27 protein-coding genes are annotated in these 26,868 nt (G+C 36.5%); 5 read left to right on the top strand and 22 right to left on the bottom strand.

The window, feature by feature from the left end; translation table 11 throughout:
* Nucleotides 1-30 precede the first annotated feature (30 nt).
* The 10 genes from ACFVR1_RS06795 to ACFVR1_RS06750 all read right to left on the bottom strand — a co-directional run bounded on the left by ACFVR1_RS06795 (nucleotide 31) and on the right by ACFVR1_RS06750 (nucleotide 10,009).
* Nucleotides 31-1,071, bottom strand: coding sequence for an anti-sigma factor domain-containing protein (locus ACFVR1_RS06795; protein WP_387582069.1), 1,041 nt, complete (start codon nucleotides 1,069-1,071; stop codon nucleotides 31-33).
* Complete coding sequence (gene sigI, locus ACFVR1_RS06790; protein ID WP_387582066.1) at nucleotides 1,068-1,844, bottom strand: RNA polymerase sigma-I factor; 777 nt, start codon at nucleotides 1,842-1,844, stop codon at nucleotides 1,068-1,070. The genes ACFVR1_RS06795 and sigI overlap by 4 nt, the downstream gene beginning before the upstream one ends.
* Nucleotides 1,845-1,929: 85 nt before the next feature.
* A complete protein-coding gene (locus ACFVR1_RS06785; RefSeq protein ID WP_387582063.1) occupies nucleotides 1,930-2,634 on the bottom strand; it encodes a hypothetical protein in 705 nt (234 codons plus the stop codon).
* Nucleotides 2,635-2,843: 209 nt separating this feature from the next.
* Complete coding sequence (locus ACFVR1_RS06780) at nucleotides 2,844-3,755, bottom strand: DMT family transporter (protein WP_387582060.1); 912 nt, start codon at nucleotides 3,753-3,755, stop codon at nucleotides 2,844-2,846.
* Nucleotides 3,756-4,261: 506 nt separating this feature from the next.
* Nucleotides 4,262-5,521 (bottom strand): efflux RND transporter periplasmic adaptor subunit, encoded by a 1,260-nt coding sequence (locus tag ACFVR1_RS06775; protein WP_387582057.1) that lies wholly within the window; start codon nucleotides 5,519-5,521, stop codon nucleotides 4,262-4,264.
* Nucleotides 5,518-6,195: a hypothetical protein gene (locus tag ACFVR1_RS06770; protein WP_387582054.1), complete on the bottom strand. Its 678-nt coding sequence runs from the start codon at nucleotides 6,193-6,195 to the stop codon at nucleotides 5,518-5,520. The genes ACFVR1_RS06775 and ACFVR1_RS06770 overlap by 4 nt, the downstream gene beginning before the upstream one ends.
* 15 nt (nucleotides 6,196-6,210) lie before the next feature.
* On the bottom strand, nucleotides 6,211-7,596 hold the full coding sequence (locus tag ACFVR1_RS06765) for a S41 family peptidase (protein WP_387582051.1): 1,386 nt from the start codon (nucleotides 7,594-7,596) through the stop codon (nucleotides 6,211-6,213).
* A gap of 224 nt (nucleotides 7,597-7,820) precedes the next feature.
* Entirely contained in the window at nucleotides 7,821-8,633 is an 813-nt protein-coding gene (locus tag ACFVR1_RS06760) for a flagellin N-terminal helical domain-containing protein (protein ID WP_387582048.1), read from the bottom strand.
* Between the two features lie 420 nt (nucleotides 8,634-9,053).
* The gene (locus tag ACFVR1_RS06755) at nucleotides 9,054-9,494 is read right to left on the bottom strand and encodes a transcriptional regulator (RefSeq protein WP_387582045.1); all 441 of its coding nucleotides are present in this window, start codon (nucleotides 9,492-9,494) and stop codon (nucleotides 9,054-9,056) included.
* Nucleotides 9,495-9,613: 119 nt separating this feature from the next.
* The gene (locus ACFVR1_RS06750; protein ID WP_387582042.1) at nucleotides 9,614-10,009 is read right to left on the bottom strand and encodes a hypothetical protein; all 396 of its coding nucleotides are present in this window, start codon (nucleotides 10,007-10,009) and stop codon (nucleotides 9,614-9,616) included.
* 153 nt (nucleotides 10,010-10,162) lie between these two features.
* Here ACFVR1_RS06750 and ACFVR1_RS06745 point away from each other — a divergent pair, with 153 nt between their 5' ends.
* From ACFVR1_RS06745 to ACFVR1_RS06735, 3 genes are all read left to right on the top strand, one after another.
* Nucleotides 10,163-10,552, top strand: coding sequence for a helix-turn-helix domain-containing protein (locus tag ACFVR1_RS06745; protein WP_387582039.1), 390 nt, complete (start codon nucleotides 10,163-10,165; stop codon nucleotides 10,550-10,552).
* Nucleotides 10,553-10,800: 248 nt separating this feature from the next.
* The gene (locus ACFVR1_RS06740; RefSeq protein WP_387582036.1) at nucleotides 10,801-12,381 is read left to right on the top strand and encodes a hypothetical protein; all 1,581 of its coding nucleotides are present in this window, start codon (nucleotides 10,801-10,803) and stop codon (nucleotides 12,379-12,381) included.
* Nucleotides 12,378-15,089, top strand: a complete 2,712-nt coding sequence (locus ACFVR1_RS06735) for a DEAD/DEAH box helicase (protein WP_387582033.1) — start codon at nucleotides 12,378-12,380, stop codon at nucleotides 15,087-15,089. Before ACFVR1_RS06740 ends, ACFVR1_RS06735 begins: the two co-directional genes overlap by 4 nt.
* A gap of 218 nt (nucleotides 15,090-15,307) precedes the next feature.
* Here ACFVR1_RS06735 and ACFVR1_RS06730 read toward each other — a convergent pair whose 3' ends face one another.
* On the bottom strand, nucleotides 15,308-15,703 hold the full coding sequence (locus ACFVR1_RS06730; RefSeq protein ID WP_387582030.1) for a single-stranded DNA-binding protein: 396 nt from the start codon (nucleotides 15,701-15,703) through the stop codon (nucleotides 15,308-15,310).
* Nucleotides 15,704-15,990: 287 nt separating this feature from the next.
* Between ACFVR1_RS06730 and ACFVR1_RS06725 the strand changes: the two genes are divergently transcribed.
* Nucleotides 15,991-16,419 (top strand): YwpF family protein, encoded by a 429-nt coding sequence (locus ACFVR1_RS06725; RefSeq protein WP_387582027.1) that lies wholly within the window; start codon nucleotides 15,991-15,993, stop codon nucleotides 16,417-16,419.
* 164 nt (nucleotides 16,420-16,583) lie between these two features.
* Here ACFVR1_RS06725 and ACFVR1_RS06720 read toward each other — a convergent pair whose 3' ends face one another.
* The 9 genes from ACFVR1_RS06720 to spoIID all read right to left on the bottom strand — a co-directional run bounded on the left by ACFVR1_RS06720 (nucleotide 16,584) and on the right by spoIID (nucleotide 22,987).
* Entirely contained in the window at nucleotides 16,584-16,937 is a 354-nt protein-coding gene (locus tag ACFVR1_RS06720) for a hypothetical protein (RefSeq protein ID WP_387582024.1), read from the bottom strand.
* Between the two features lie 154 nt (nucleotides 16,938-17,091).
* Entirely contained in the window at nucleotides 17,092-17,535 is a 444-nt protein-coding gene (gene fabZ, locus ACFVR1_RS06715) for a 3-hydroxyacyl-ACP dehydratase FabZ (RefSeq protein WP_387582021.1), read from the bottom strand.
* Nucleotides 17,536-17,555: 20 nt separating this feature from the next.
* Nucleotides 17,556-17,816, bottom strand: a complete 261-nt coding sequence (locus ACFVR1_RS06710) for a DNA-directed RNA polymerase subunit beta (protein WP_387582018.1) — start codon at nucleotides 17,814-17,816, stop codon at nucleotides 17,556-17,558.
* Nucleotides 17,817-17,840: 24 nt separating this feature from the next.
* Nucleotides 17,841-18,680, bottom strand: coding sequence for a flagellar hook-basal body protein (locus ACFVR1_RS06705; RefSeq protein ID WP_387582015.1), 840 nt, complete (start codon nucleotides 18,678-18,680; stop codon nucleotides 17,841-17,843).
* 57 nt (nucleotides 18,681-18,737) lie between these two features.
* Nucleotides 18,738-19,577, bottom strand: coding sequence for a flagellar hook-basal body protein (locus ACFVR1_RS06700; RefSeq protein ID WP_387582012.1), 840 nt, complete (start codon nucleotides 19,575-19,577; stop codon nucleotides 18,738-18,740).
* An 84-nt stretch (nucleotides 19,578-19,661) separates the two neighbouring features.
* A complete protein-coding gene (mreB, locus tag ACFVR1_RS06695) occupies nucleotides 19,662-20,654 on the bottom strand; it encodes a rod shape-determining protein (RefSeq protein ID WP_387582010.1) in 993 nt (330 codons plus the stop codon).
* 286 nt (nucleotides 20,655-20,940) lie between these two features.
* A complete protein-coding gene (locus ACFVR1_RS06690; RefSeq protein ID WP_053590508.1) occupies nucleotides 20,941-21,216 on the bottom strand; it encodes a sporulation transcriptional regulator SpoIIID in 276 nt (91 codons plus the stop codon).
* A gap of 147 nt (nucleotides 21,217-21,363) precedes the next feature.
* Complete coding sequence (locus tag ACFVR1_RS06685) at nucleotides 21,364-22,014, bottom strand: peptidoglycan DD-metalloendopeptidase family protein (RefSeq protein WP_387582007.1); 651 nt, start codon at nucleotides 22,012-22,014, stop codon at nucleotides 21,364-21,366.
* A 10-nt stretch (nucleotides 22,015-22,024) separates the two neighbouring features.
* Nucleotides 22,025-22,987, bottom strand: a complete 963-nt coding sequence (gene spoIID, locus ACFVR1_RS06680) for a stage II sporulation protein D (protein WP_387582004.1) — start codon at nucleotides 22,985-22,987, stop codon at nucleotides 22,025-22,027.
* A 356-nt stretch (nucleotides 22,988-23,343) separates the two neighbouring features.
* On the opposite strand from spoIID, the gene ACFVR1_RS06675 reads away from it, so the two are divergent.
* A complete protein-coding gene (locus ACFVR1_RS06675; RefSeq protein WP_387582001.1) occupies nucleotides 23,344-24,291 on the top strand; it encodes a nuclease-related domain-containing protein in 948 nt (315 codons plus the stop codon).
* Nucleotides 24,292-24,794: 503 nt separating this feature from the next.
* Here ACFVR1_RS06675 and murA read toward each other — a convergent pair.
* Together murA and ACFVR1_RS06665 are read right to left on the bottom strand one after the other, a co-directional pair.
* On the bottom strand, nucleotides 24,795-26,090 hold the full coding sequence (gene murA, locus ACFVR1_RS06670) for a UDP-N-acetylglucosamine 1-carboxyvinyltransferase (protein ID WP_387581998.1): 1,296 nt from the start codon (nucleotides 26,088-26,090) through the stop codon (nucleotides 24,795-24,797).
* A gap of 325 nt (nucleotides 26,091-26,415) precedes the next feature.
* Nucleotides 26,416-26,652: a DUF1146 family protein gene (locus tag ACFVR1_RS06665; RefSeq protein ID WP_387581995.1), complete on the bottom strand. Its 237-nt coding sequence runs from the start codon at nucleotides 26,650-26,652 to the stop codon at nucleotides 26,416-26,418.
* Nucleotides 26,653-26,868 lie beyond the last annotated feature (216 nt).

The following is a 26,868-nucleotide window of genomic DNA, read 5'->3' as shown; positions in this document are numbered from 1 at the left end:
GTTGCTCTTTGGAAGTTGGGGTTATTTTATTTAGTCATCTTCTCCCTGGTCGTCATGATCTTGATGTTTTTCTTCCTTCTCTTTTTCTTTTTCTTTTTCTTTCTCTTTTTCTTTCTCTTTTTCTTTCTCTTCCTGTTTTCTTTGTTCTTTTTCTACTTTTTCTCTTTCTTTTTCCTTTTCTTTCTCAGCTTTTTCTTTAGCTTTGATTATTTTTTCTTGTTGTTTTTCTTGTTCTTTTGTTTGTTTCTCTTTTTGTTTTTCTAATTGTTCTTTCATTTTTTCTTGTTCTTTGAATTGTTGTTCTTTTATTTTTTCATCGGTTTCTTTTCTATTTTCGTTCTTTTCTTTGGATGGTGTGTATTTATCCTTGCTATTGTCATTTGGATTATTTTTAGAATCTTTTATAAAGGTGTCGAGTTTTTTTCTTTCGGTATTTATTTGATGTTCTTTATGTTTGAGCTTTTGAATGGAGGTGTTTTGTTTGTTGGCTTCGTTTCGTTCTTCCACGGTACTTTCTTTTATTAGGAGAACTTTTTCCTTATGCTCGTTATTAATTTCTTCTACTGCATTTTCAATCATTTCTCTCATATCGACTGAATGTTTTTTATTTTCGTATACAGTAGTTATCGCTAGTTGTTTGGAAATTGGGCTCATTTCCTTTATCGCTTTTTCAAGCACGAAGTCAAATGGGTGTCCTTCCCAATCATCTAGCTCAATTGGAGTTTCATTTAAAGAACGGAGAGTCACTACTAGACCTTTTTTATTTACCCCTAACTCTACTGAGCTTCTTCCGTTTAGTTGAACAAAGGCTAAAGCTTTTTCTGGATTAGGTATGAATGATACGACGACAAAAATGAAAAGCATTGCTGCTACAAGAACTGGTCCTAATATGGAGGGTCTGAACCACTTTCTACGTTGAGTGGTAGCCTCAAATAAGTGAAAGTGTGCTTCTTCTCCTATTTCTGGATTCGTTCCTAAAGGAGTTCCTCGGAGAAATTCGCCTTCTTTCGTAATGAAAACGCTATATTTATTTTTCTTTTCGCAAACAATGCCTTTATATACGCGCATCATACGATTTCTCCTTTGACATATTCTTTTATATAAACGAAGTCACTTCTTAATAATAAGACAACAGCAATTATATATTTTCTTTGCCGTTCAAGTGTTTTTCGAGATACCTCGACAATTTCTTCGATTTCTTTCAATGGTAGACGTTTATTATTTATTAAGTAATCATAGAATTCTTCAGTTTCAGCAATAATCTGTGCAGTTTGAAATGCTGTTCTTCTAGCATCCGCATGTTTTGGTGCTGCATGTGTAAGCTCTTCAAAAGATAAACCAAACTTCCCCATTAAATCGGTGTAGCGGATTATTTCTTCTCTTCTGGCTTCAGCTTGTTGTTCTATGGTATAAGTATGAATTGCTTGCTCGTCAAATAATTGTTGATGCTCAGTTGAAGCATCTTCTTTCAACGTATGTATGAGTAAAACCTTTTCTTTTCGTACGGATTCTTTTCGAATATAGTCAATAATTCGTCTCTTTATTATTAAATGTGCATAGGTTTGCAAAGAGGCTGTTTCTTTTGGATTAAAACTCATTATAGCTTCGTGAAATCCGTTCATGGCCACACTAAACTCCTCATCATGTTGATCGATGGGTCTTTTACAAACAAATGAAGCTGTTTTTTTCATAAATGGGGTAAAGGCAAAAAGGAGGTCATTTAAAACCTCCTGATTACCAGCTTTTGCCTTTTGAGCTAGTTCTGCCGTTATTTGTTTTTGTTTTGTTTTTTGTTTTGTGTTTTGTTTTGTTTTGAGAATTCCTTGAATAATGGACAAAAGCATACATACCCTCCCGTTCCCATTTTTTCCTTAGCCTTTAATTGTACCTGGCTAAATTAAGAATGAAAAGCGGTTATATTTTACATGATTAGTCTTCGTCATTATCTTCATTTTCGTTTTTGTGCTTGTTCTTTTCGTTATGTTTGTTTTGGTGCTTTTCAGCTTTGTGTAATTCTTTTTCCTTTTCTTTCATTTCCTTACGAAGTTCTTTTTGCGCTTTCTTTATTTCTTTCTCTTGTTCTTTTTGTTCTTTATGCACTTCTTTTTTTGCTTCGTGTTGTTTTTTTAGTTCTTCTTTTTTTGCTTCTTGCTGCTTTTTAAGAGCTTCTTTTTTTAGTTTTTCCTGTTCCTTAAGAGCTTCTTTTTTTAATTCTTCCTGTTTTTTCGCTTGTTCTTTGGCGTCATCATTTTTGTATTCTTTTGCCACTTCGTACTTTGCAATTAAATACTGGATTTTTAGCTTGATCTCTTCTTTTGCTTTTGGATTTTGTACATTTTCATATGCTTTGTATAATCCCTTTAAATTGTCGTATGGGTAATCTGCTGGAATCTTAGGTAGCCCATTTTCTTGTAGATTGTTTGTTTGATTGGTCGTCTTCACTTCTACAGTTGTCTTAGAAGGAGTAACTGGTTTCTCAGAAACTGTTGCAACTACTGGACTGGTTGCTGGTTTTTGACTCAATTTACTTAAATCAACCGTATCAAATAACTGATTATTTGCGAATGCATATCCCGCACTTGTTACAGTTAAAGTAGTCACAAGCAATGCTGCTCCTGTTTTCTTCCACTTCATCAAATCACCTCGAATTAGATTTTGCCCTCAATTTATCCGGACATTATATTATTCGTTTTGAGTGGTCCAGTTTATGGGGGTCGTGGGAAAAGTTTTTGAAAAAGGTATAAATGGGTTATCGGATGTCATTTTTTTAAGGTTGTTCTAGTTTGGAAGAGGATTGCTCTCGGTCACTGGTTGGACTACAGTAGTTTGAGTTATAAAAAGGGCTACTTTTTAGTCGCCCTTTTTTGTTTGTAGATTTCTTCGGCTGCTCCGGACCCGAGTAGGACGCCGGCAATTATTAAGAAAAGTCCAAGGATATGTCGAATGTTTAGTATTTCTCCAAGGAAGATGGCGGAAAGAATAAGAGAAAACAATGGGTTTAGATTCATAAATATTGCCGATTTTGTTGGACCCGCTTTCCCAACTGCATAATTATATATAAGATGCCCGATGGCCGTGGAAATGATTGCAGATGCTAAAAATAAGTACCAGAAAAATGGTGTTGTTTCAGTAAAAGCAGCTATACCTCCTGGCTCCTGCACTAAACTTATGACGATTAGTACAACGGATCCCACTAACATCATATATGCCGTGAGCAATCTTGGATCAAGCGTTTTCGCGGCTTTGCTTACAACCATATAACTAAGCACTTGAGCAATAATCGCGAGAAAGACAAAGAAGTCACCAATGTTTGCCCCGTTAGATTCGCCGCCCCCAACTAATATAGAAACGCTCACTCCAGCAAGTCCTAGCACGAGTCCTAGCCACTGAAATCGCGATGGAAAGTATTTTAATATAATTGCCCCGGAAATCGCTGTCAACATCGGGCCAGTTCCTAATATTAGCCCTCCATGAGTCCCACTTGTGATGGAAAGTCCTATATTTAGAAAATAATGATGGAGAACTACATTTGTAAGTGCCCCTATTAATACATATTTCCATTCTCTTTTTGTAGGCATTCTAAGTAGTTTCATTTGCCACAAAATAGCGAGCACTACCAGTCCAGCAGTGAGTACCCGAAACGCAGTTAACGTAACAGGAGGAACTACAGTTACCAAATACTTGAGTATCGGTAGGTTTGCTCCCCAGGCGAACATGACGAAGACGAGCATTATGTAAATTTTCCATTCTTTCATCTGAGCACCTCCTTTTAGAATATATATTTCGTTTTTTTATTAATAAACTGAATACTTTATACCACTACAGTATGCACACCGAATAGATTGCCATTTGCTTGATTATCAGAGTGTACAGCAATATATGAGATAATTCCCGTGAGCATCGATGAAATCGCTCTGTATTTATTGCTATAAGATCAATCAAACCACTACAAAAAAATGGACAAACGCAAGCAACTCTCGATGAGCAGTTTTAATCTAGGATCCAACTTCAAATGCTTCACTTTAGTATAACGAAGTTAAATTAGTATGTTAATAGAAGTTTCGGCGATTATGGAATAAATCCATAAACAACTTTATCTTGTGAGCACCTAAGTGGACTCTTTAAGCACATAAACTACGGTTATAAACACATATCTCGGTGCCATATACCCCTAAAGTTTAGAAGTCTCATCAGCGAGGTTATCTTTACTTTATAAGTATTGAAAAACAGCTTTTGCATAGGTGCAAAAGCTGTAGTTTGGTTATTTATAGGTTAGGTATTTTACATAGTTTTTCCAGCCTACTGCTTTGATGCTGCTCCATGTTGGGAGTTCCAAAGGGAATGGTAGGAATGCGCGTGATTCTTCTCTTTTGTGTTCCACATTTAGTGCGATCATTCCATTTTGTAATCCTTCTGATAGAATAGCAGATTGTTCTAAGTTGAACGGTACAGTTACAGGTGTGCGTACGATGAGGCCATCACTTGTTAATGTATATACATCGGCATTTTGTTTGGATCTATTTAGTAGCCAAGTAGAGTTTAATCGGACTGCGTTTTCGGCTTCATTCGTAATGATGATAGAGTTTATGTTGGCGGCGTATGGCAATGATTCTAGCTGATCATTTAGTTGAATTCGTACTTCGTATAAAGGATCTTTGGCCTTATTGTCAAATTGTTCGTACGCTTTTAGCCAAGTAGATGGGTTTGCTGGAACTTCTGATTTTGCAGAAATTGCCCCTTCCACTATCCCTTCTTGATGTGGAGTATGATTTAACACTTTTTGCCCTTCATCTATGTCATGCCATTCTGTTTCATTTGCGAATGTGAGGACTGATTTTTCATTTGAATAAATCGTAATGAAATATTGGTCTCCTCTCACTTCAATGCTTGCTACGTTTCCGTCAACTGGACTTAGTAAAGAGAGTTCATCTGTTTCTTGGCTAAGCTGTGTGCTGACAATTTGTAGTTTGCGATCAACTTCGGCGATTTTTTGTTCGGTTTGAGCTATAGCTTGCGCGAAGTTGCCATCCGGTGAGATATTGACGTCTACTTGTACATCGACGTCGATTACATCATTAGTTGTGGTTCCAGTTGCAGATCCGTTTCCATTGGTCGTTGAATTGGCTCCTGCTCGATCTGACTGAAGTGAGTCGAGAATTTGTTGCAATTGCGCTTGTTCTTGTGTGTAAGCTTGTTGTTCGGATTCCCAAAGAGAACGTTGCTTGTCGGCTGTTTCTGTTTTTAATTGGGCTAACTCTGCTCCTTGTTGGACCGAGTCTCCCGGAGCAACAAGGAAATCACCCACTTCAGTTGCTTTGATTGTCAATGTAGTTTCGTTTGTAGGAACTATAACTGCTTCTTTTTCAAGCTCTTTTTGATAAGTATTTTCATGTACTCGATCGTACTCATTTACATAATAGCTTCGGGTAATTTGGCTTTTATTTGAAAATAAAAGAATAGCATTTGTAGCGATGAATGTTGACACGACAATTGCAATACAGATTGTAACGCCTTTATTCACGCTGGTTTCCTCCCTTCAAACCACGTTTCCAGTGGGAGTACGCTAATTCCTGCAGTGATTAATGCAAGACTTATTTGGATAGCCAATAAAATTATGAATAGATTACGAGATGAAATTGTCGTAAATGCACGCAAAAAATGAAATTGAATTGCGATAATCAGCGCTGTTATGAATGTTAATTGATTAAAGAAATAAATTATGAATTTATTGTCTAAAAAAGTTGCTGCTAAAGGACCAAATGACAATAACGAAAAGTCAGTTGTATATCCGACAATTGCAAAAATGAAAAAGACAAGTGCTTTTTCCATTAACAATAAAGCCACAACAAACAATTGTAAAACGGCTACTTTGGACAAATCAACCGCAGTAATTTTATGTAGTAAAAAGGCGATTCCGAAAAAATGAAACGCCATGAATAGGATTGCCCAAATGATAGCTCCCAATAAAGAAGCAGTTCTTGCTATCGTATACGTATCTCCATAGCCATTCACAAAAATGGATGTAAGAGCTTCCGTATTCATACCCCATATATCTCGTAGTGCGTACAGCAAAATACCCGAAAATGCAACAATCCAAACACGTCTTTCAAAATGACGCATTGATGTATTATTTAGCGACTCAATCAATTCATTTTGGTTAAATAAATTTCTCCAAAATCGAAATTCAAAAAACATTCCATTGTTCCCCCTCTATGGTTGAACAGTTACTTCCACATAAGCACCATTTTTCATCGGATTTCCATTTTTCAATTGAAATTTGGGATGGATGAGTAGTAAGTATGCTGCTCCTTTTTCTAATGGTGCATTTGGAGTTACAACAAACTCCTTTGGTGATTGTTGTTTGATGGATACAGGTACGCTGCTCGTTCCACCAAGTTTTACTAACTCTATATTTTTCTGTTGCTTATTGTCTTGTACGGAATTTGAAAACGTAACCGTAAATTCTTTTGTTGTCGACACATTGGATAGTGCCGGTAACTGTTTGTACGTTTTATTTGATTCTAAAATTGTGTCTAAATGAGCTTTTTCGAGTTCTTTCCCTTCGTCTGTCACAACGTTTGGATTGACACCTGTTTTATTAATAACCGTTCCTTTTGGTCCTGTGAAGTTTGCAACGGTCAACTTTAAATAAGATCCATCTGACAAATTATAAAATGTCTGCATCGATCCTTTCCCATATGTTCTTTGCCCGTAAAGTTTCGCCGATTTTTGATCAAGTAGCGCTGCTGCAGTCATTTCAGATGCACTTGCACTATAACCGTTCACAAGTACTTTCGTATTTTTTGGAAATAAAGACGTATGCGGGACTGATTTGACAAGTCCGGACTGCCCCCTTGTTTGAAGATAATAAGCGTCCGGGCTATTTGGAAATAAGCCAATCAGTTCCTCAGCAGTATGTACGTATCCACCACCGTTGTTCGTTAGATCAAGAATAAAAGAAGTAGCTCCCTGCTTTTGAAGTGCTTTTTTCGCATCTTGTACTAATGTAGCCCCATCATCCGAAAATGAATTAATTCCGATATAACCGACGTTCCCAAAAAGAAGTTGCTTTGCCACAACAGGAACTTGAAACTTTTTGCGGGTTAGCTTATACGTTTCTTTTTTATTAGTACTAGCTTTCATTACTACTACTTGAACTACTGTTCCTTCTTTTCCTGTTATAAGTGATGAAGCCCTTTGAATAGACATTTTTTCGGTCGAGATGCCATCCACCTCTATAATAATGTCCCCAGGCATAATTCCTGCGCCGATTGCTGCTCCACCCTCAAACGTATTAACAATCTCGATACCCTTTTCATGCTCTTCAATAACAACACCAATCCCAGTTGTCGTATTATTGATCGAATTCGTGTAGGATTCAAATTGCTCTTTCGTAAAATAAGTAGAATACGGATCCAATTGCCCAATTATACTATCAATTGAAGTCAGACTATTTAGGTTAGTTGGAATGTCACCTTTATAATCCTTTCCCACAATTGCCTTAACTTCATCCAGCGGTGCTCCAAGCACAGAAATAGGAACAGCCAGAATACAAAAAATCATCATGATAAATGCTAAACCGGAAAACCTCTTCATCCCAATTCCCCCTTTTAAAACATATAAACCTATAATACTAGAAAAATTACCCTCCTGCAGACTTTTTCTTCCATCAATATTACAAAACGGTTACTGGTGCCAGGCACCAGTAACTGTTTTGTAACAAACTCTAAGCGGACAAAATAAAACAATCGCGAGTGTTAGGCTTTTCACGATTGTTGAATGGAATATGAAAGTATTTCTTATTAAATGAAAGTAGTCGCTTACTTTAATAATTGCAAAATGGATTGGGCTTGTTGCATATGCATTTTTAGGACATATTGACCTGCTTGCATTAAAATATTTGCTTTCGTTAAAGCCATCATTTCTTTTGCAATGTCCACATCCCGAATGCGAGATTCTGCAGCAGTTAAATTTTCTTCCATATTCACTGCATTATTGTATGCATGTTCCAGACGGTTGGTATATGCACCCATTCGTGAGCGTTCACTTGATACTTTATTGATAGCTTTATCTAGTTCTCCAATTGCATTATCTGCATCCTCTCTAGTCGAAATAGACAAATCTTTGATACCTATTGCTTCTGCACTCATATTTCCTATCGTAAGTTCAATTTGCTGTCCGGCATTTGCTCCCGCTTGAATCTTCAAAATACTTTGCGAACCGTCTAGTAAAGTTTTTGTATTAAATTCTGTATCTTTTGAAATTCTCGTCACTTCTTTTTTTAATTCATCAAACTCTAGGGCTAGCTGTTTACGATCATTATCTGTTAATGTATCATTCGCCGCCTCTACACTAAGTTCTCGCATGCGTTGTAAAATAGAATGCGTTTCATTTAACGCACCTTCCCCAGTTTGGAGAAGTGAAATACCATCTTGTATACTTCTTGCTGCCTGTCCTAATCCACGGATTTGTGCCCGCATTTTTTCCGATATCGCTAGACCTGCAGGATCATCTGCCGCACGATTAATACGATAACCAGACGAGATTCGTTCCATGGACTTATTTGCTATTGCCCACTGTGAATTTATATTTCGAATAATGGACAACCCCGTGGAGTTCCACTTCCCCAGCATTTTATCATCCCCTTTAAAACCTTTTCATTTATATCGACCACTCAAGATTTTTATTAACATATTATTACAAAAATGTTACTGGTGCCAGGCACCAGTAACAATTCTGTCATATAGGATTAAGTTTAATGTTTTTTGGGTAAACTGTTATAAATTTTTTACTTTTTATTGACATATTCAAAATCCGTTATATTTCCCGGGAAATTTACAAGATTAGGGGGCAGAGGACTTGAAAAACGACAAATTTATAGGCTTAAATTGGGGGGACATTTTATTTGGAATACTTGGTTCGAGTATATTTGTTTTATTTTTCTATTTTTTTACTTCCATTTAATTTTTTCCACACATAAAAACACCTACCGAATTTTAATTTTCGTTAGGTGTTTTTTAATTATCAATTATTTTCAAAAGATACATCCTCCGTTAGAGTTTTTTATATTCTTGTAGTTCTTGGAAAAGTGCTTCATTTCTTTGAATTAATGCATAGTCTATCATTCTTTCAAAGTTTTCCTTCTCTAACTGTTGAATAATTTCTTCCATGCCCTCAATTGGAAATGAGGTAGATTCTTTTTCAGCTCTATTTTCAATGATCGATAGTAGATGTGTATGAATATCCGAAACAAGCAATAGTTGGTAAAGTGGAAGTCGTATGAATCGGTTTCCTTTTTGGAAAACAAATACTTCTGATAAGTTTTCTACTTGCATTGTCTTTGCATTAACTATAATTTCTTTTCCTTCTACCGGAACAAAATGAAATATTTCATCATCTTTTTTTATGGAGAAGTATTGGTAAGCAAAGACTAAATTTATCCGTCCATCTTCTTGCTTTATATAAAATGGTTTCATTAATTGTACTAGTAACATAATATCCCTCCTATTTTTAGAATTTTCTGATTACATATATTTTATCATATTTGGAGGATTTCGTGTAGTGCAAATATAGGAAAAGCGAACACTTTTTGTATTCGCTTTTGTGTTTTATATTATGAAAATACCTTTACTGGTTGAGGGCGATTTCTTCCAGGTGCATATAGAAAAAAACCAATTTTTCTAGCGTTGTATCGTACTGCAAAAGTTTGAAAAACTTTTTGAAGAATTATAGAGTGGGAAGGCATTACAACACTATCTAAATAAAAAGAGAGTGTTTGATTATGAAAATCGAGCTTAAGGTCATAAATAGTAAAATCTTCGGCAACTATTTTTTCTATGCGTGTCATTTTTTTTGTATTATGGCCAATAAAATATTTAACATTGTTTGTTTTAACACCAACTATTCTAACTTCTTCTAACCACTTATCCTTACTATGATCTAGAAAATCTAATAATGAAGGTATATAAAACTCTATTTTATCTACCTCGTCCACTTCCCTTCTTTTCATTTGCTACCTAATATTTACACCTATGTAACAGGATGTATATTTATTATATACAACAAAAGACGACATTTTACTTACATATCGCCATTATGGCGATATTAATCAATCCGTTTCTTTATTTAGATATTCTTGTTTCATTGATAAGGAGGTAAACTTATGCCTTTTAATGAACAAATACGAGAATATAGAGAGCAATTGGAAATAACACAAACTGAAGCAGCATATCGTTTAGGCATTGACCATTCTGTTTTATCCAAATATGAATTAGGTAAATTAGAAATTCCCATTCAATTATTACGGGAAATTAGAAGAGTTTATGCGATTCCAAAGGAAAAGTTTATGGATATGCTTGAAGATACACGTCATAAAAGTAGTAACCCAGGTCTTGAAGCTAGAGAAAATAAAAGCCGCTATATTACGGAGTTGCAAAATGAGCTCAACTCCGACTTATATAATTTAAAGGAATTCCGTTATTTTTTACATCATATAAATTCCCTTGAAATAAAAGAAGTGAAAAGTTTGCTAATGAAATTATATGATAATTAAAGCTTTTGCTAATGTTTCTGCCAGATAATTTTGCAGAAATTCTTTGGCAGAGGCTTTTTTATTGTAATATGGCTGGCGGAGTCTCGCATTGGACTGACTTCTCGTTTTGGTGTCTACCTTCTAGCATGGGTGCGGTTGTATCAGATGAGTGTGCTTATGTTTTTTTGAGGGTTACGAGCTATCCCTTTTATTAATGGTCCATTATACGTATAATGGAAGGAAAGCCTTTTTTCTTAGGAGAGATTCGTTTGACCCTTACTTCATACCAAAAACTAGCCGCCCATTATAAAAAGTATATTGATCAGTCGATGCAGACGATTGAGAAGAAGTTCCACCCTGCAATTTTGGAGGATGAGGAGCTTATTCGTCGAGCGGCGTTTTTTGTACGCAATGGCGTTGTGTCGATAACGAATTATTATCCGCAAGATCATCGAGTAGATTTTATTGTGAGAGACGTCAGTAATATAGATGTAACTTATTATCCTTTGACGGACACATATAACTGCCCATGTCCGATGCATAAACCGTGTCGCCATATCGTTGCGGCAATTTTTTATTTATATCAACAGAATGATTCGTTGTCTACATGGATTTCTGATTGGCGATCTACAGCTGATCAGGCTCAGTTAAAGTTATTGAGAGATGAGCGTAGTCCTAGAAGTTGGGATATCCTTGTTGAGAATTTTTTTAGAAAATTTATTTCGAATTATCCTCCGAATAGCTTTTATCTTTTGGAGTTCGCAGTGCATGATTTAAAAACGCAAATTCGTAAGTCACGACCATTTGAACGGGAGTGGCAACCTATTTTCGATGTGTATGTAAATCTTACCATGTTAATGAAAATTTGGCCCTATTTAGAACCATTTGCTGAGTCTAATATGCGCAATCGGGTATTTCATTTTCTTAACGAGTATTTAGAAGACTTAGATGATTCATTGGCGCAACTTGCGTCGAAACCTCGATTATTTGCTGCAGATACTTTTTACGAAGAAATGATGAATCGCGTAAGAGAATTCTATTTTGAAATGGAGTCTCTGATCAGCTATCGCAAGCATGTGTATTTGTCTTTTTGGGATGCGCTTGTGACTAATAAAGCAACTCGAGAAAAAGAGGTTACTTATTTACAATCGCTCGAAAAAACGGAAGATGATATTCCTTTAAATATGGTACTTCCTTATTTTTATATTACTTTGTCTAGAATTGATGATTTGTTAAAGGCTGCTGATCACATGAAAACAGAGCAGCTTTTGGAATGGGTAGAAGTTTGTGAAAAAGCACTTCACTCCTCCAACAAGGAATTGGGTATCGAGCTCGCACGTAAGTTATTGCCGCATATTCCTACTTATTTAAATGAAGTAGCCCAAAATCCATCAAGAGTGATGCTTATTCGCCGTTTGGAATTACTTTTCGACTCCATTCATTTAAAAACCGAAGAACTGGAGAAACTATACCAGTCATTTGGATTGTATGGTATACAATCTTACTCGAATTTATTAATTAAAGAAAAACGGTACCAAGACTGGATGGCTCTTCATCAATCAGCAAATTCATCCCTTGAATATGCCGAAGCGTGTGGCCTTTCTATTATAAAAGAAGAAGCTCCGGAAGTATTATTGCCTCTCTATCATCACTATGCCATGCGATATATTTTGGAAAAAAATCGCTATAGCTACAAACAAGCAATACGAATTTGGAAGAAAATGAAGCAAGTAGCCAAAAAGACGAATGATACGGATTTTTGGAATGACTATGTTGAGACGATTCGAGAAAAATATCGCCGTCTTCGTGCATTACAACAAGAAATAGAGAAAGGAAACTTGCCATTATGACTCAACCTTTGTCTATTAATAAAGAACTACCATTAAAAATCAATGTTACAGAAAACGGGAACTTTCGCTTAATATCCATAGGGAATCCTGCTGAACAGTGGGTTCCTTCCTTATATATCAATCATCGAGAAAGCTTCTTTGGATTGCTTGCACAAATTGAAGAAAATGCACTGCTTGCCACCCCTGTCGAAATAATGGAGTTGTTTTCTGGAAAACCACATCCTTTTGTTTCATTCACTGGGGCAAATACTGATTCTGAAAATTGGCTTCATACATTTAAGAAAGCAGCCAACACTTGGTTATCTCCTAATTTGTGGAGCAAGCTAAAATTAGATGGAGATACGATTGAAGTGGTTGCTCCTATAGAAGAAAAGGAAAAAGCACTTGTTGCAAATGCAGTCAAACAAAAGCTTTATCAAGCTGGATTAACGTTGGAAGATGTTCCAGCACTCATTCCTTTTTTCGAACAAGGCGGATGGCCAATTAAATCACAAGCAACTCATCCTAGTTTATTGGTTGCATTAAGATTGTCAGAGCCAGAAGCACTTGATGATACATGGCTATTAGAAACTGTTGTTCGCGGTAAGAAAAGTACTGTTTACTGGACACCTGCTTTTCGTAAAAAGACTTCACCAATTAAAGAAGCGCTACCTGACAAGTGGAGTGAATTCAGCTCCTATATTGAGGAAATACAAACAAAAATATTCTCACTCATTTCTTCTATTGAACAACTGAACACCAACACTTTTTTCTCTGCAACAATGACAGATGAGGAAGTACGGATCTTTCTTCGGGATGATTTAGTGAAATTACAAGCATTAGGATTCGAAGTTATACTTCCTGCTTGGTTAAAGGCTGTAAAAGAAACGAAACTGCGTGTCAAAACTATTGCCAAATCTGCAAATACGTATAAAACCGCAGCTGGTCTAAACGAAATATTGAAGTTTGACTGGAGCTTCTCATTAAATGGTCAAGAGATTTCTTCAGAAGATTTCCAGCAACTTGTCAATGAAAACCGTTCATATATTCAAGCAGGAAATGAATGGTTCCGAATAGATGCTGCTTGGATGCATGAAATTCGAGAATTAATGAAGAAATCTGAAGACGAAAACTGGACAGTAAAGGAGCTTCTATTCCGAGAAATTCCAGAAGAAATTGCACTAGCTTTAGACGATGAAGAGCAGTCAGATGAAGATCCTTTATTCCAATTCGAGTTGCAGAAGTCGCTGCAATCTCTAATGGAGCAACTGTCTGAGAAAAAAGGATTCCCTGAAGTCCCGGTTTCTCCGAACTTATTAACATCCCTTCGACCTTATCAACAGCTTGGACTCGAATGGCTCGTTTTCATGAGAAACGAACAGTTTGGTGCTTGCTTAGCTGATGATATGGGTCTTGGGAAAACCGTTCAATTAATTTCCTATTTATTGCATGTACATGAAAAGGAAGACAGGCTTACTCCATCTTTAATCATTTGCCCCACTTCCGTTCTTGGGAACTGGCAAAAAGAGTTGGCAAAATTTGCACCCTCTTTGAAGGTACAAACACATTATGGATCTGCTCGTACAAAAGAGATTGACCTTACCACTGACATTGTTATAACTACTTTCGGTACCGCGATGCAAGATATTGAGGCTCTTCAAGAGGTCGAATGGTCAAGTATTACACTGGATGAAGCACAAAATATTAAAAATATGCATACAAAACAGTCCCGTGCTATCCGCAAGTTAACAGGCGCTCATCATATTGCCTTGACTGGTACACCTGTTGAAAATAGATTATCTGAATTATGGTCCATTTTTGATTTTATTCATAAAGGATATTTAGGATCATTTCGCAAGTTTCAAGAAAATTATATTGTACCGATTGAACGCGATGAATCTGATACAACCAAACATAAACTGCGTGTGAAGATTCAGCCATTCTTGCTGAGAAGAACGAAACAGGATCCTGAGTTATTGCTTAACCTACCTGAAAAACTGGAGCAACGAGAATACTGTGCCTTAACAACTGAACAAGCTGCCTTGTATGAATCACTTATACAAGAAACGGTTAGTAAGCTCGACAACCTTTCTGGTTTTGAGAAAAAAGGGCTCATTTTAAAAATGCTAAGTAAGCTAAAACAGCTTTGCAATCATCCAGCTCTCTATTTGAAGGAACCGTTTGATGACGCCGATGATATGATGGAGCGTTCTGAGAAACTTGCGCGTATTGTTACGCTCGCTGGTGAAATTGCAGCACGCGGAGAGCAATGTCTCATCTTCACGCAATATATTGGTATGGGACACTTATTGCAGCATTGTTTAACAGAGTTATTTGATATCGATGCACCATTTTTAACAGGTAGTATGCCGAAAAACCAGCGCGATCATTTAGTCGAAGCTTTTCAAGCAAATGAATTTCCTGTCTTCCTTTTATCATTAAAAGCTGGAGGCACCGGGTTAAATTTAACTGCTGCTAGTCATGTTTTGCATGCCGACCGTTGGTGGAATCCTGCTGTTGAGAATCAAGCAACAGACCGCGCTTACCGAATTGGGCAAACTAATTTTGTTCATGTTCATAAGTTTATAACAATTGGTACAATTGAAGAAAAAATAGATAAACTGCTTATTGAAAAGCAATCGTTGTCTGAAGAACTAATCCATTCAAGTCAATGGATCACTGAAATGTCAGATTCAGATTTAAAGGATTTATTGACGCTGACGATTTAAGTTGACTTAGGTTGGGGAACTTGGAACGTTAGTGTATATTGCTACATGTACCAGTGTTTAGTGCTCTCGCTTCGATGGGTGTTGCTCTCGGATCGTTTTGGATTGCTCTCGCTTCGGCATAACTGCTAAATTATAACTATTTAAAAACCTGACCGTGCTTCTTCGGTCAGGTTTTCCTCTTGTAAATCAGCGGTTTTTTAGTGCGGTCTGCTAAGTATTTATACTGGAAGTTGATTTGAGTGTGTTGATGGAAATTCGAAATCTGTTTCTACTTTCTTCTGTTCTTGATTGTTTTCTAGTTCGTCCCGTTTCTTTGTTGCTAAAAATCGGATGTCCTCCACAACTACCTCTGTTACGAATACTCGTGTTCCCTCTCCTTTCTCATATGACCTAGTATTAAGCCTACCTGTAATCCCAACAAGCGAGCCTTTCCCACAATACTTGACGGTCGTTTCTGCGAGCTTTCCCCAAATCGTGCAAAGCACAAAGTCCGCCTCATCCGTTTTGTATCCCTTATTTACTGCGACTACAAAACTAGTTTGTAATCTACCTTCAGTTAAATATTTTAGTTGTGGAGCTTTTGTCATTCGTCCGATTAACGAAACTGTGTTCACTATTTCACCTCCTCTATTTGTAATTACCCTCATCATAATGGTATTAAGAATTGTTAGCAAAAGTCGAAAAAGTGGTTTTGAGCGCTTTTTATTCATGAAAATGAAGTTGTTTGCTCTGAAAATTTTAGCGAGTCCTGTAAAACTCTGCTTCTTACAAAATTGAAAATTGAAATTTGGCACTTTCTCAAAATTTTTTTGCTTGTTATCTCTTCCCTATGAATCGACACTTACTAAATTCTAATTATGTTATAATAAATTTAATTAAATCCTTTTGAAGGAGAATGTAGATGAAAACGTTTAAGATGATGTCCATTGATTTAATTCGTGATCAAGAGATATATCCAATTTCCATCGAAGACGGAATTGTAATAAACCAAGAAAATACAAGTCGTTCTTGGATATTGGAGCTTTTTATTGATAAAAAATATGAGGAACTTTTTAATAATTTTCAAACAACAAATGAAATAATACATGCTAAAGTTGTGATTTCTTATCCAGAGAACGAACCCGCACATTTTGAGGTTTTAACATACTCTGTGAAAGAAATAGGTGAGCATATTTCTGTCTTACTTAAAGGAACATTAAAGCGAGTACGAAGAAAATATGCTGAGTCTTTACTTGCAGAATTAATTGAAGATGGATTAAGTGGTGAAGAACTTTTGTCCAAGTTTGAACACGATATGAAAACAAGACCTTTCTTAAAAAAAGAGGAATAATAAGAAAAAACGGCAAACCTTTATTGATTTTCGTTATTCCTACGTGTTCAAAAGCGGGGGTAGCGGCTTGATGCTAACCCATCTAAAAACTGTAAAAAAGGCTGACTCAAAAGAAAAATCTTCTTTGAGTCAGCCTTTTCATTAGAATTCAATAATAGTTTCTTCTATTTCGTTTGGCCTTTTACTCCAGTTGTTCCAGTAGTTCCAGTTGTCCCTTTAATAACATTACCATCAGGAACAACATTTGGTCCTACATTATTTACACCTTTGTTGTTTGTGCCTCTATAATAATCAGTAGTGTTGTTAATTCCAGGCGTAGGTGTATATGTTTCTGGTGTAGTTAGATTTGGATTGACATTTGGATTGATATTTGGATTGGCATTTGGAATGACTCGGTCCACACCCTGGCGAACGTCTTGCATAGGCGTTTCATTCTTGCTAGGAACAGTTTTGGTAGTATTACATCCGACTAATAATAAAGAACACATTGCCACTGCAGGAACGGCTTTTTTCCACATAAAAAAATTCCTCCTTTCTTGGTTATCTTCATCACTTGTAAGTGACTTACGATAGGTTGTCCAGGAAAGGAAAGAAATATCCTATGGCAATAATGCCTGTTTTTTCATTTGAAAAATAATTAAAGCATATCCTCAATCTTATAAAGGAATACTATTATTGTTCTTGTTCAGCAACTGGACCTAATGCAAAAAGAATGTCAGCTTCACAAACAAGTTCACCGTCTACAGTTGCAATACCATGTCCTTTACCCATTGCGCCACGTAATTTGACTAGTTCTACTTCTAGTTTTAATTGATCGCCTGGTTTCACTTGGCGTTTAAATCGGCAATTGTCAATACCAGTAAAGAAAGCTAATCTCCCTTTATTTGCGGGTATTTGCAGAACTGCTACTGCTCCAACTTGTGCCAAAGCTTCTACTATTAAAACTCCCGGCATTACTGGATATCCAGGAAAGTGCCCATTAAAAAAATCTTCATTAATCGTTACATTTTTTAATCCTACTGCTCGTTTTCCTTCTTCTACTTCTAGAATTCGATCAATCATTAAAAATGGATAACGATGAGGTAAAATTGCTTGAACTTGTTCTGTTGTTAACATGGTTTTCCCTCCGAATTTCCCTATTTACCGTCTTTAATATCTAGTATATGCTGATAAGTCTCCCATTTGAGTGCATCTTTTGCTGTACCATTTCCCAGTATCCCGTATCCGACCATTAGACCAGCTGTAGCTGCGCCTAAAAAAAGTGCAATGATTATTAGTATACGTAACCAAATAGGAAACATGCGGATTTGCACCCAATAGGTCTTTTTCGATTCAGCTTTTTTTGCATGTTCCAATTTTCGTTGTCGTCTGCCAGAAATTTTAATTTCTTCTGTCATATACTTAACTCCTTAATAGGAAAATTATCTTATTCCATTAATAAGACCCATCATTTGGTCTGCTAGCGTGATTGACCTTGCATTAAATTGATACGAACGCTGTGCCGTCATTAACTCGGTCATTTCTTTTGAAACATCTACATTAGACATTTCCAATACTTGATTCGTAAGTGAGATTTGATTGCGATTGGCACCTTGAAGGCTCGTGACAACGTCTTGCGCATTTACACCTAACTCCGCCAGATTATTAGGCAACTTAATATACGTTTCGGAAAGTTGTTCCATTAGCTGTGGCTTTTGTAAAACAGAAACCGCTAATTCTCTTTTTACAGTGGAACCATCTGGATAGTTAGCAGTTAATATTCCTGTTTCATTTACAGAAAAGCTTGAAACGTTATCCGGTATAGTTATTGCTTGTCCAGATGCGTCAGCCACTGGGTAGCCATCTCCAGTTACAAGCATTAAGTTACCGTTTTCGATAGGTGAAACATAAAAAGCGCCTTGACGTGTGTACGCTGTTTGTTGACCGTTTTCACCATCTGGCATTAACACGTTAAAATATTGTTTTGGTTCTTGGAAAGCAAAATCTAAATCTCGACCAGTAGATTGTAAGCTTCCTTGTTTCCAATTCATCGTCGCTTGCGCTAGTGAAGCTCCTACTCCATAACGAATACCTATAGGAGATTGACGTTCTACCTTATCCAATTTGTCATTATTAAATTGTTGATAAAGTAGCTCTTGAAACTTAACATCCTTCGCTTTATAGCTATGTGTATTGGAGTTAGCAAGATTATTCCCTATTATATCTAACTGACTTTGAAGCTGCGTCATTGTATTAGTAGCAGTAATCATTGTGCGTAACATTCAAGAAGACCTCTTTTCTATATAAAAAATGCAACTAGAGCCTACAACAAACTTTTATTAGTTCACGCGTCCTACTTCGTTTACAGCTTTTTGCATGCTTTGGTCGTATGCTTGCAGTATTTTTTGATTTGCTTCAAAAGCTCGGTAAGCCGTTAGCAAATCTGTCATAGTTCTAGCAGAATCGACATTCGAACGCTCGATATATCCTTGTTGCATCGAAAAACTGACGTTTGCTGAATTATAAGCGGAAGGCAAATTTGACCCATCCACAGTTTTGAATAATCCATTGTCTTGTTTCAATAATTTTTCTGGTTGCGCAGCAAATGACACACCGATTTGTGCAACTGCTTGATCATCGACATAAATTTGGCCATCGTCTGCTACTCGAAAATCATCATTTTGAAGCTGTATACGCTGTCCGTTCGAATCAAGTACGTATAACCCTTGAGCGTTCGTTAAAAAGCCTTCAGGGTCCAATGTAAAGCTTCCATTACGTGTGTAAGCTTCCCCTTCTACTGGATGCTGTAAACGATAAAATATAGCACCAGTTTGGCCAGTTTGTGCATCTTTAGGTAGCTCACCATCAATTAACGCAATATCTGTATTTAAATCGGTACTTTGAAGCTGTCCTTGTTGTAATAGCGGAATGGTTTCCTGCATATAAATGCCCGTTCCAACAGCTCCGACACCTGTTGCATATTTACCTTTAATAGGCGCTTCAGTCGGTATACTAGATGGTCCAAGTTTTGATAAATACATTTCTGGAAACGATCTAATTACCGATTGATCAGCTTTATATCCAGGCGTATTTGCATTTGCCATATTATTTGTAAGTAATTCCGTTCTACGCTGTTGCGCAATCATTCCGGATGCAACTGTATAAAAACCACGAAACATTTGGAAACCCCCACTTTCTTTACTTTCCAGCCTTGCTTATCAAGCATGACGCTGAAGTACTTTGTTACACTCAAACGTTTTTTATTATCTTCTTGAGATTTTATCAATATTATCTAACATTAAACCTGTCCCAACCGCAACACAATCCATTGGATTTTCCGCTACAAATACCGGTACTTTCAATTCTTCCACAAGAAGGTGATCCATTCCATGTAAAAGAGCTCCTCCACCTGTAATAATAACTCCGCGATCAATAATATCCGCAGATAATTCTGGTGGTGTTTTTTCTAAAACATTTTTTGCGGCTTGTACAATAACTGAAACAGATTCACGTAATGCTTTTTCAATTTCTTCCGAATGTATCGTAATTGTGCGAGGAAGACCTGTAACCATATCTCGTCCACGAATATCCATTTCTTCATGTCGACTATTAGGAAAAACAGTTCCAATTTCAATTTTAATATTTTCAGCTGTTCGTTCACCAATTAAAAGCTTGTATTCTCTTTTAATATATTGAAGGATATCATTGTCAAAAACATCTCCAGCAATTTTAATAGATTCAGAAGTAACGATATCTCCCATAGAAAGTACTGCTACATCTGTTGTGCCTCCTCCGATATCGACAACCATATTACCGCTTGGTTGAAAAATATCCATACCGGCACCAATTGCAGCGACTTTAGGTTCCTCTTCCAAATACACTTTTTTACCACCAGATTTTTCTGCTGCTTCTCGAATTGCTTTTTGTTCTACACTTGTAATGTTTGTAGGACAACAAATTAATATGCGAGGCTTGGATAAAAAACCTTTTACATTTAGTTTATTTATAAAGTGCTTAAGCATTGCTTCTGTTACATCGAAGTCTGCAATTACTCCATCTTTTAGTGGGCGGATTGCAACAATATTACCAGGAGTTCTACCTACCATTTGTCGTGCTTCATCACCTACGGCAAGCACTCTATTTGTATTTTTATCTATCGCAACAACGGATGGTTCATTTAAAACAATCCCTTTTCCTTTTACATGAATTAATACGTTCGCAGTACCTAAGTCGATTCCTATATCCTTAGCAAACATTAACAGTGTTTCTCCTTCCCTGTTAAAACCATTTTATATGTATATTTCGATATGTCTCTAACTTATAATTTTATCATAGTTTTGGAATAAATACACTTTTTTTATTGACATATTAACCGCTATTTATCAATGTTCATAATGCTTTGTATGAAATAAGGAATACCGATACCTTTGTACTAGAATATTTTTCAAAATTTAAATTTACTAAACATTATATATGCTAGAATGGTATTTAATGGATGCTCGAGACTGATTATTCTAAGCAACAGAAAAAAGACGTGATTCGTTACAAATCACGACCTTTCCCATCTTCCTTTTTAGTTTTCCATTTTCGTTTCGTGGCTTCTCCACCTCGCAAATGCCTGACCGATTTATGATACGCAAGAATTTCTTTTACTTCTTTTGCTAGTTGCGGATCTACTAAATGGAGTCTTTCCGTCAAATCTTTATGAACTGTGCTTTTTGAATGACCGGTTGTGCTCGCGATGGCACGGACAGTTTTCTTAGTTTCGATAACCATTTCACCAAGACGTATGCATCTATGACGTATCGTTTCGTGCACTAACTCTTCCTTTCGTTAGTAAAGGAACACTTTTCATCACTTTATGCATACGTATGGGGATTTATGAATGTCATTTTATACAATCAGCATTTGAATCCAAGCGGAATTGTGTGTTTATGTCATTCGTAAAAAGATAGCTGGATTAAATTAAAACGCTAGTAATGATTCCGGATTGATTGGAACGCCGTCTTCTAAAATTTCAAATTGTAAGTGAACACCTGCAGTAGGGTTCCATTCATTTTCAGTAGATGTTGCTAATGCTTGTCCTTGCTCTACTACATCTCCCACTTTTACTAGAATGCCAGTGACAGAACGATATTTTGTTTGCTGACCATTTGCATGGGAGAGTACAATTTCATCCCCTTCAAACGGATCTAAATTTACCTCTTCTACTGTTCCACTCATGGCAGCTAGTACTTCAAATGGTTCGCCATTCATTGATAAAGATACACCAGTACTAGTTACGTACGTTTGATTGAACACTAGTAATGATTTTTCACGTGTCGCTTCATCGGCATCCATGTCATAATAGTGCTGTACAACTTCGATACTATCATGCAGAGTCTCTTTGAAAGGATATTTCATGGATTCTGCTTGGGCATTGGTTTCAATGGTTACTTTATCTGGATCTCCAGCTTTAGACCATTCCCCCGCTGTGTCCGTGTTTACAAACACATTGTAACCCCAAATCATTCCAACGAATGCTACCGAAAATCCCCCATAAATTAGTGGCCAAAACCATGGTTTTTTCGGATTTTTATTCTTCTGAGAAGGCTTGTTCGATTGTTCTTCTCTCATTTTCATCACCTCAATTGCTATTCTTTGCATTTGTAGGAGATTTTAAACATGTTGAGAAAGTTTTTATTTCTGTTCCTTTATAATAGTGTAGTAAAATGTCATGAGCCCTTACAGAATCATGTGCCAACACCTCTGCGCCGTATTGACTCATACCAACACCATGCCCATATCCAACCGTTTCTACTACAACTTTTTCACTTTGAAATGAAACGGTGAAATCAGTAGATGGTAGGTCAAGCAATGCTCGTACTTCTCTGCCTGACCAAGTTTTGCCGTACATTTGAATCGACTTAATACGGTTTGAATCCGTCTTGGTCACTTGAAATGTATTCGGCATACTATCCGACCACTTCATACCAAAAGCATTTGCCCATTCTTTCTTTGTGAATTCAAATTTCTTCTTAACATTCGATGCATAAAGTTCTTCTTGTTTGCTAGGGACGGAAACTAAATAAGGAATAGCATTGCCGCTGTAACTTTCCGCGCTTTCCGTTTGCCCATTACTCGTCGAAAAGAACATTGCCGTAATTAGCTGATCCTTATATACAATAATTTCTCCTTCTGTGGATGAGACAATATTTTGAAGTTTAGATTCATACTCTTCGAAGGAAGCCCCCCACTTTTTTTTGCGCTCCTCTTCGCTTGCATACACTTGCTTTTGCACCGTTTTGGAAATAGCGTGTTCTCCGAAATTCGTCTCTCGCAGTACATACGTCCTCGCAGCTATCGACTGCGCCTTCAATGCTTCCTCATGGAAAGAAATCGGCATTTCTGCAGCGACAACTCCTAAAACATACGTTTCGAGAGGAATTTTTTCAAGTTCCCCTTCCACTTCGATTAGTATTGGACATTCAATATCAAAATCTAGTTCCAACTTAGGTGCGGGTTTCGCTTCATGCTTTTCTTTGATTAGTAAAAACGGTAAAAACAAGAGACTAATGCAAATTAATAATAAGATAATGTTTTGTTTCATAGAGGTACTATATGCAGGAGGTTGAAGGAAAATGAACGAGTGTTGTGATGAGTTGTAGTTGACAGGTTCGAGGGCTGAGAGTTTTCGGAAAGGAAATATTATCTATAAAATAACGTAATGTGGATAAGGTAGACCAATTCAATTATGAAAGCAACTAATACATCATCAAAAGCAATCAAATGCCGAATGAAAGCAACCAATTTATTTTGGAAAATACCAAAATAGAATTTTGAAGCCTTTTTGCAGCTGAAAATGAGATTTTGAGACTGATTTCATGGAAAACACCATTCAAAAATGGAATTCTCGTCATTTTTATATTTCCCTAAACTATGATACTCTTTGCGTGAGGTGACATAATGATAGCAAAGAAATATTCAGCTTCCCTATACGTAAAAGCACTACATTCTCTACATAAACGAATGTCGAGGAATCATCCAAAATATTCAATGATTAAGGATGAGTACTATCAAAAACTAGCTGGTGATATTGGAGAAGAAGTTGTGATGAAAATGATGGAGCAACTGAAATTGCCCTATAAGTTCTATGTTTTTCATAATCTCTCTTTATATGCGGAATCACTTTTCCAAGTAGATATTTTATTAGTTACACAGTACTATGCACTAGTTTTGGAAGTAAAAAATATTAAAGGAGAGATTACATTTACGGACCAACAAATGCAAAGAAAGCTTGATACAAATGAAACTCACTCTTTTGAAAGCCCAGTTCTTCAATTAGAAGAATATGTGTACCAACTAAATCTACTTTTTAAAGCTATTGGTTTTAATCTACCTATCTACAGTGCTATCGTCTTTGCGTTTCCAACCAGCTATATTAAAGTACCCCCAGCTAATAAAACCATCCTATTTCGCCGAGGAATTAAACCTTATATACGAAATATTAAAGCCGACTCTCCTTATATAAACGAGATCCAACTGGATAGCTTAAAGAATTATCTCCTAAATGCAAATACCGATTTTCAGCCGTTTCCTTTAACCGAATACTATGGAATTGATCCGGATGCCATTCTAAAAGGAGTTGAGTGTAATCAATGCGGTTTAATTGGAATGAAAAAGTTACCACACAATTGGTTTTGTCCTCGCTGCAAAATCTATCACAGAAAAGCACACGAACAAACATTAGATGAATATTTTCTAATTTATAAAAGCACGATGTCAAATATCGAGTGCCAACATTTTTTAAAATTAAACAATAAACATGAAGCGACAAGAATATTGAAAAATAGCATGCTTATAAAAACCGGTCAATCTAGAAATACAAAGTACAGTGCCCTATTTTCGAAATAAATACACAACCAAAATTCAAGAAGTAATGATAGAAATCCCAAAATATAGCACTTCGAGACTAATTCATTCATAATCGAGACCAAGTTCATCAAACTCGAGACCATTTTGAACAAAGCGAGACCAATTGGAGCATAATCGCAACCAATTCTCCATAAACCGAGACAAAACCAAAAATCAAATGGATATTTGTTTGGTACGTTGATTGAAATCCAAAAATATAGCACTTCGAGACTAATTCATTCATAATCGAGACCAATTTCATCAAACTCGAGACCATTTTGAACAAAGCGAGACCAATTGGAGCATAATCGCAACCAATTCTCCTTAAACCGAGACTATACCAAATAATCAAAGGAATATCTGTATGGTAAGTTGATAAAAAATTCCACTTCGAGACCAATATGACCAAACACGCAACCAATTCTCCATAAACCGAGACTTAACCAAATTTTCAATGTAAAAAAAGCACCATGCATGTATGGATGCACAGTGCTTTACATATATTATACAAGTTGAATTGATTTCTCTGGGCTCTCGCTACCAATACGTTCAATATCTGCACCAAGTGCTGCGAGTTTTTTGTCGAAATCGACGTAGCCGCGGTCTAAATGATATAGTTCGGTTACACGAGTTATTCCTTCAGCAACAAGGCCAGCGATGATTAGTGCTGCTGCTGCCCGTAAATCGGTAGCTGCAACTTCTGCTCCTTGTAAATTAGAAGGTGATTCCATAATAACAGAACGTCCTTCAATTTTCATATTACCGTTCATGCGACGGAATTCTTCTACATGCATAAAACGGTTTTCAAATACTGTTTCCGTAATGATCCCTGTTCCATGAGCAGTCATCATTAATGCCATCATTTGAGATTGCATATCTGTTGGAAAACCAGGATGAGGCATCGTTTTAATATCTACAGATTTAAGTTTACCTTGAGAGCGTACACGAAGTCCTTGATTTTCTTCAGTTACTTCAATGCCCATTTCTTGCATTTTTGAGATGAGAGCCGTCATATGTTCCGGAACCGCATTTTCAATAAGCACATCACCTTTTGTAATTGCTGCTGCAACCATAAATGTTCCAGCTTCAATACGATCTGGGATGATATGATGTTCCGTACCGTGAAGTTCAGTTACTCCTTCAATGCGAATTGTGTCAGTTCCAGCGCCTTTAACTTTTCCACCCATTTCATTGATGAAGTTAGCTAAATCGACAATTTCCGGTTCTTTTGCGGCATTCTCGATTGTAGTAATACCTTCTGCAAGAGCCGCTGCTGTCATAATATTTTCTGTAGCTCCAACACTTGGTACGTCTAAATAAATTTTAGCACCTTGTAAACGCCCGCTTGTTTTAGCTTCCACAAATCCATGCCCGAATGAAATCTCGGCACCCATTGCTTCGAAACCTTTTAAATGCTGATCGATTGGACGAGAGCCAATAGCACACCCGCCAGGAAGTGCCACGCGTGCAAATCCATTTCTCGCTAAAATGGGACCCATTACCAGTATTGATGCACGCATTTTCCGCACATACTCAAATTGTGCTTCACTTGAGAGTCTTTCTTGAGAGTCAATTATAACTTCATTGTTCTCTGGATTATATTTAACTTTTGTATTTAAGCTTTTTAGTACTTCATTTATTGTCAAAACGTCTGCAAGCGTTGGCACATCTTTTATTACATTTACTCCCTTGGATGCAAGCAAAGCTGCTGCTAGTACTGGCAGTACCGCATTTTTCGCACCTTCAACTCGCACATTGCCTCTTAAAGTTTGACCGCCTTTAACAACGATTTTATCCACTTCTTTCCCTCCGCGTTCATTATCCTCATTTGCTTTTATATAAATGAAATATGTATGATGTCATTATTAGGAATTCAAAACAATATACATCATACAACGAATTTCGCGTATATACAAGCATCTAAAACACTATTTTCATCAACTATTTCGTTATTTTTTTATGCTATAGTATACGTTATACCCTGTCTTTTCGTGTAGATAATCTTAAATTACCCTCGTAAGCCTCACATAAACCTATTTGATAAAATATTTCCCAGGAAATTTGAGGAGATTCTACATGCTCATACAAACCTCTCCAATATTTGCATGAGCATATAGAATTCGTTTAGTTAAATAAAAACTGGAATTGATTTGACCAAGCTGTTAAATTTAAGAAAAAGCTAGCTACGGTCGATCCAATCACTATACTAGCTAAGATATAGAATAACTGTGCTTGAAACACATGGTTTTTTTTAATAATTTTTTCAATCATAATCGCTTGAAGTGCATAAAACGATATACCTATAAAAAACACATTGGCTAAAATCGCAATAATTGCCTGCTCTCCATTTAATAAACCCACTTTTATCCTCCTTCAAATCTTTAATAAACTTCTTTTTTGAATCTTTGGAAATGCTCCTACGTTTTCTCTTCCCGACCAAAGTCCGTGGAAAACTATCTAGCGTTTCATTGATGTTGCTCTTAACATGATAAAAACGGGCAGAACTAGTTCTGCCCGTTTGTTTTTCATATAAATCAAATTACCTTGGCTAAGAGGCTAGATTTTGTATCGTGCGGA

The organism is Psychrobacillus sp. NPDC058041, assembly GCF_042885655.1.
In the GTDB taxonomy this organism is placed as follows: domain Bacteria; phylum Bacillota; class Bacilli; order Bacillales_A; family Planococcaceae; genus Psychrobacillus.
This window is presented reverse-complemented; position numbering and strand designations above follow the sequence as displayed.

What these genes read in the sequence shown, in the direction of transcription:
- ACFVR1_RS06795 (WP_387582069.1), bottom strand. Translation starts at nt 1,071, where the DNA reads ATGATGCGCGTATATAAAGGCATTGTTTGCGAAAAGAAAAATAAATAT.
- mreB (WP_387582010.1), bottom strand. Translation starts at nt 20,654, where the DNA reads ATGTTTGCTAAGGATATAGGAATCGACTTAGGTACTGCGAACGTATTA.
- sigI (WP_387582066.1), bottom strand. Translation starts at nt 1,844, where the DNA reads ATGCTTTTGTCCATTATTCAAGGAATTCTCAAAACAAAACAAAACACA.
- ACFVR1_RS06750 (WP_387582042.1), bottom strand. Translation starts at nt 10,009, where the DNA reads ATGAAAAGAAGGGAAGTGGACGAGGTAGATAAAATAGAGTTTTATATA.
- ACFVR1_RS06720 (WP_387582024.1), bottom strand. Translation starts at nt 16,937, where the DNA reads ATGTGGAAAAAAGCCGTTCCTGCAGTGGCAATGTGTTCTTTATTATTA.
- ACFVR1_RS06675 (WP_387582001.1), top strand. Translation starts at nt 23,344, where the DNA reads ATGATAGCAAAGAAATATTCAGCTTCCCTATACGTAAAAGCACTACAT.
- ACFVR1_RS06710 (WP_387582018.1), bottom strand. Translation starts at nt 17,816, where the DNA reads ATGACAGAAGAAATTAAAATTTCTGGCAGACGACAACGAAAATTGGAA.
- fabZ (WP_387582021.1), bottom strand. Translation starts at nt 17,535, where the DNA reads ATGTTAACAACAGAACAAGTTCAAGCAATTTTACCTCATCGTTATCCA.
- ACFVR1_RS06705 (WP_387582015.1), bottom strand. Translation starts at nt 18,680, where the DNA reads ATGTTACGCACAATGATTACTGCTACTAATACAATGACGCAGCTTCAA.
- ACFVR1_RS06760 (WP_387582048.1), bottom strand. Translation starts at nt 8,633, where the DNA reads ATGCTGGGGAAGTGGAACTCCACGGGGTTGTCCATTATTCGAAATATA.
- ACFVR1_RS06785 (WP_387582063.1), bottom strand. Translation starts at nt 2,634, where the DNA reads ATGAAGTGGAAGAAAACAGGAGCAGCATTGCTTGTGACTACTTTAACT.
- spoIID (WP_387582004.1), bottom strand. Translation starts at nt 22,987, where the DNA reads ATGAAACAAAACATTATCTTATTATTAATTTGCATTAGTCTCTTGTTT.
- ACFVR1_RS06700 (WP_387582012.1), bottom strand. Translation starts at nt 19,577, where the DNA reads ATGTTTCGTGGTTTTTATACAGTTGCATCCGGAATGATTGCGCAACAG.
- ACFVR1_RS06770 (WP_387582054.1), bottom strand. Translation starts at nt 6,195, where the DNA reads ATGTTTTTTGAATTTCGATTTTGGAGAAATTTATTTAACCAAAATGAA.
- ACFVR1_RS06745 (WP_387582039.1), top strand. Translation starts at nt 10,163, where the DNA reads ATGCCTTTTAATGAACAAATACGAGAATATAGAGAGCAATTGGAAATA.
- ACFVR1_RS06725 (WP_387582027.1), top strand. Translation starts at nt 15,991, where the DNA reads ATGAAAACGTTTAAGATGATGTCCATTGATTTAATTCGTGATCAAGAG.
- ACFVR1_RS06755 (WP_387582045.1), bottom strand. Translation starts at nt 9,494, where the DNA reads ATGTTACTAGTACAATTAATGAAACCATTTTATATAAAGCAAGAAGAT.
- ACFVR1_RS06765 (WP_387582051.1), bottom strand. Translation starts at nt 7,596, where the DNA reads ATGAAGAGGTTTTCCGGTTTAGCATTTATCATGATGATTTTTTGTATT.
- ACFVR1_RS06735 (WP_387582033.1), top strand. Translation starts at nt 12,378, where the DNA reads ATGACTCAACCTTTGTCTATTAATAAAGAACTACCATTAAAAATCAAT.
- ACFVR1_RS06780 (WP_387582060.1), bottom strand. Translation starts at nt 3,755, where the DNA reads ATGAAAGAATGGAAAATTTACATAATGCTCGTCTTCGTCATGTTCGCC.
- ACFVR1_RS06685 (WP_387582007.1), bottom strand. Translation starts at nt 22,014, where the DNA reads ATGAGAGAAGAACAATCGAACAAGCCTTCTCAGAAGAATAAAAATCCG.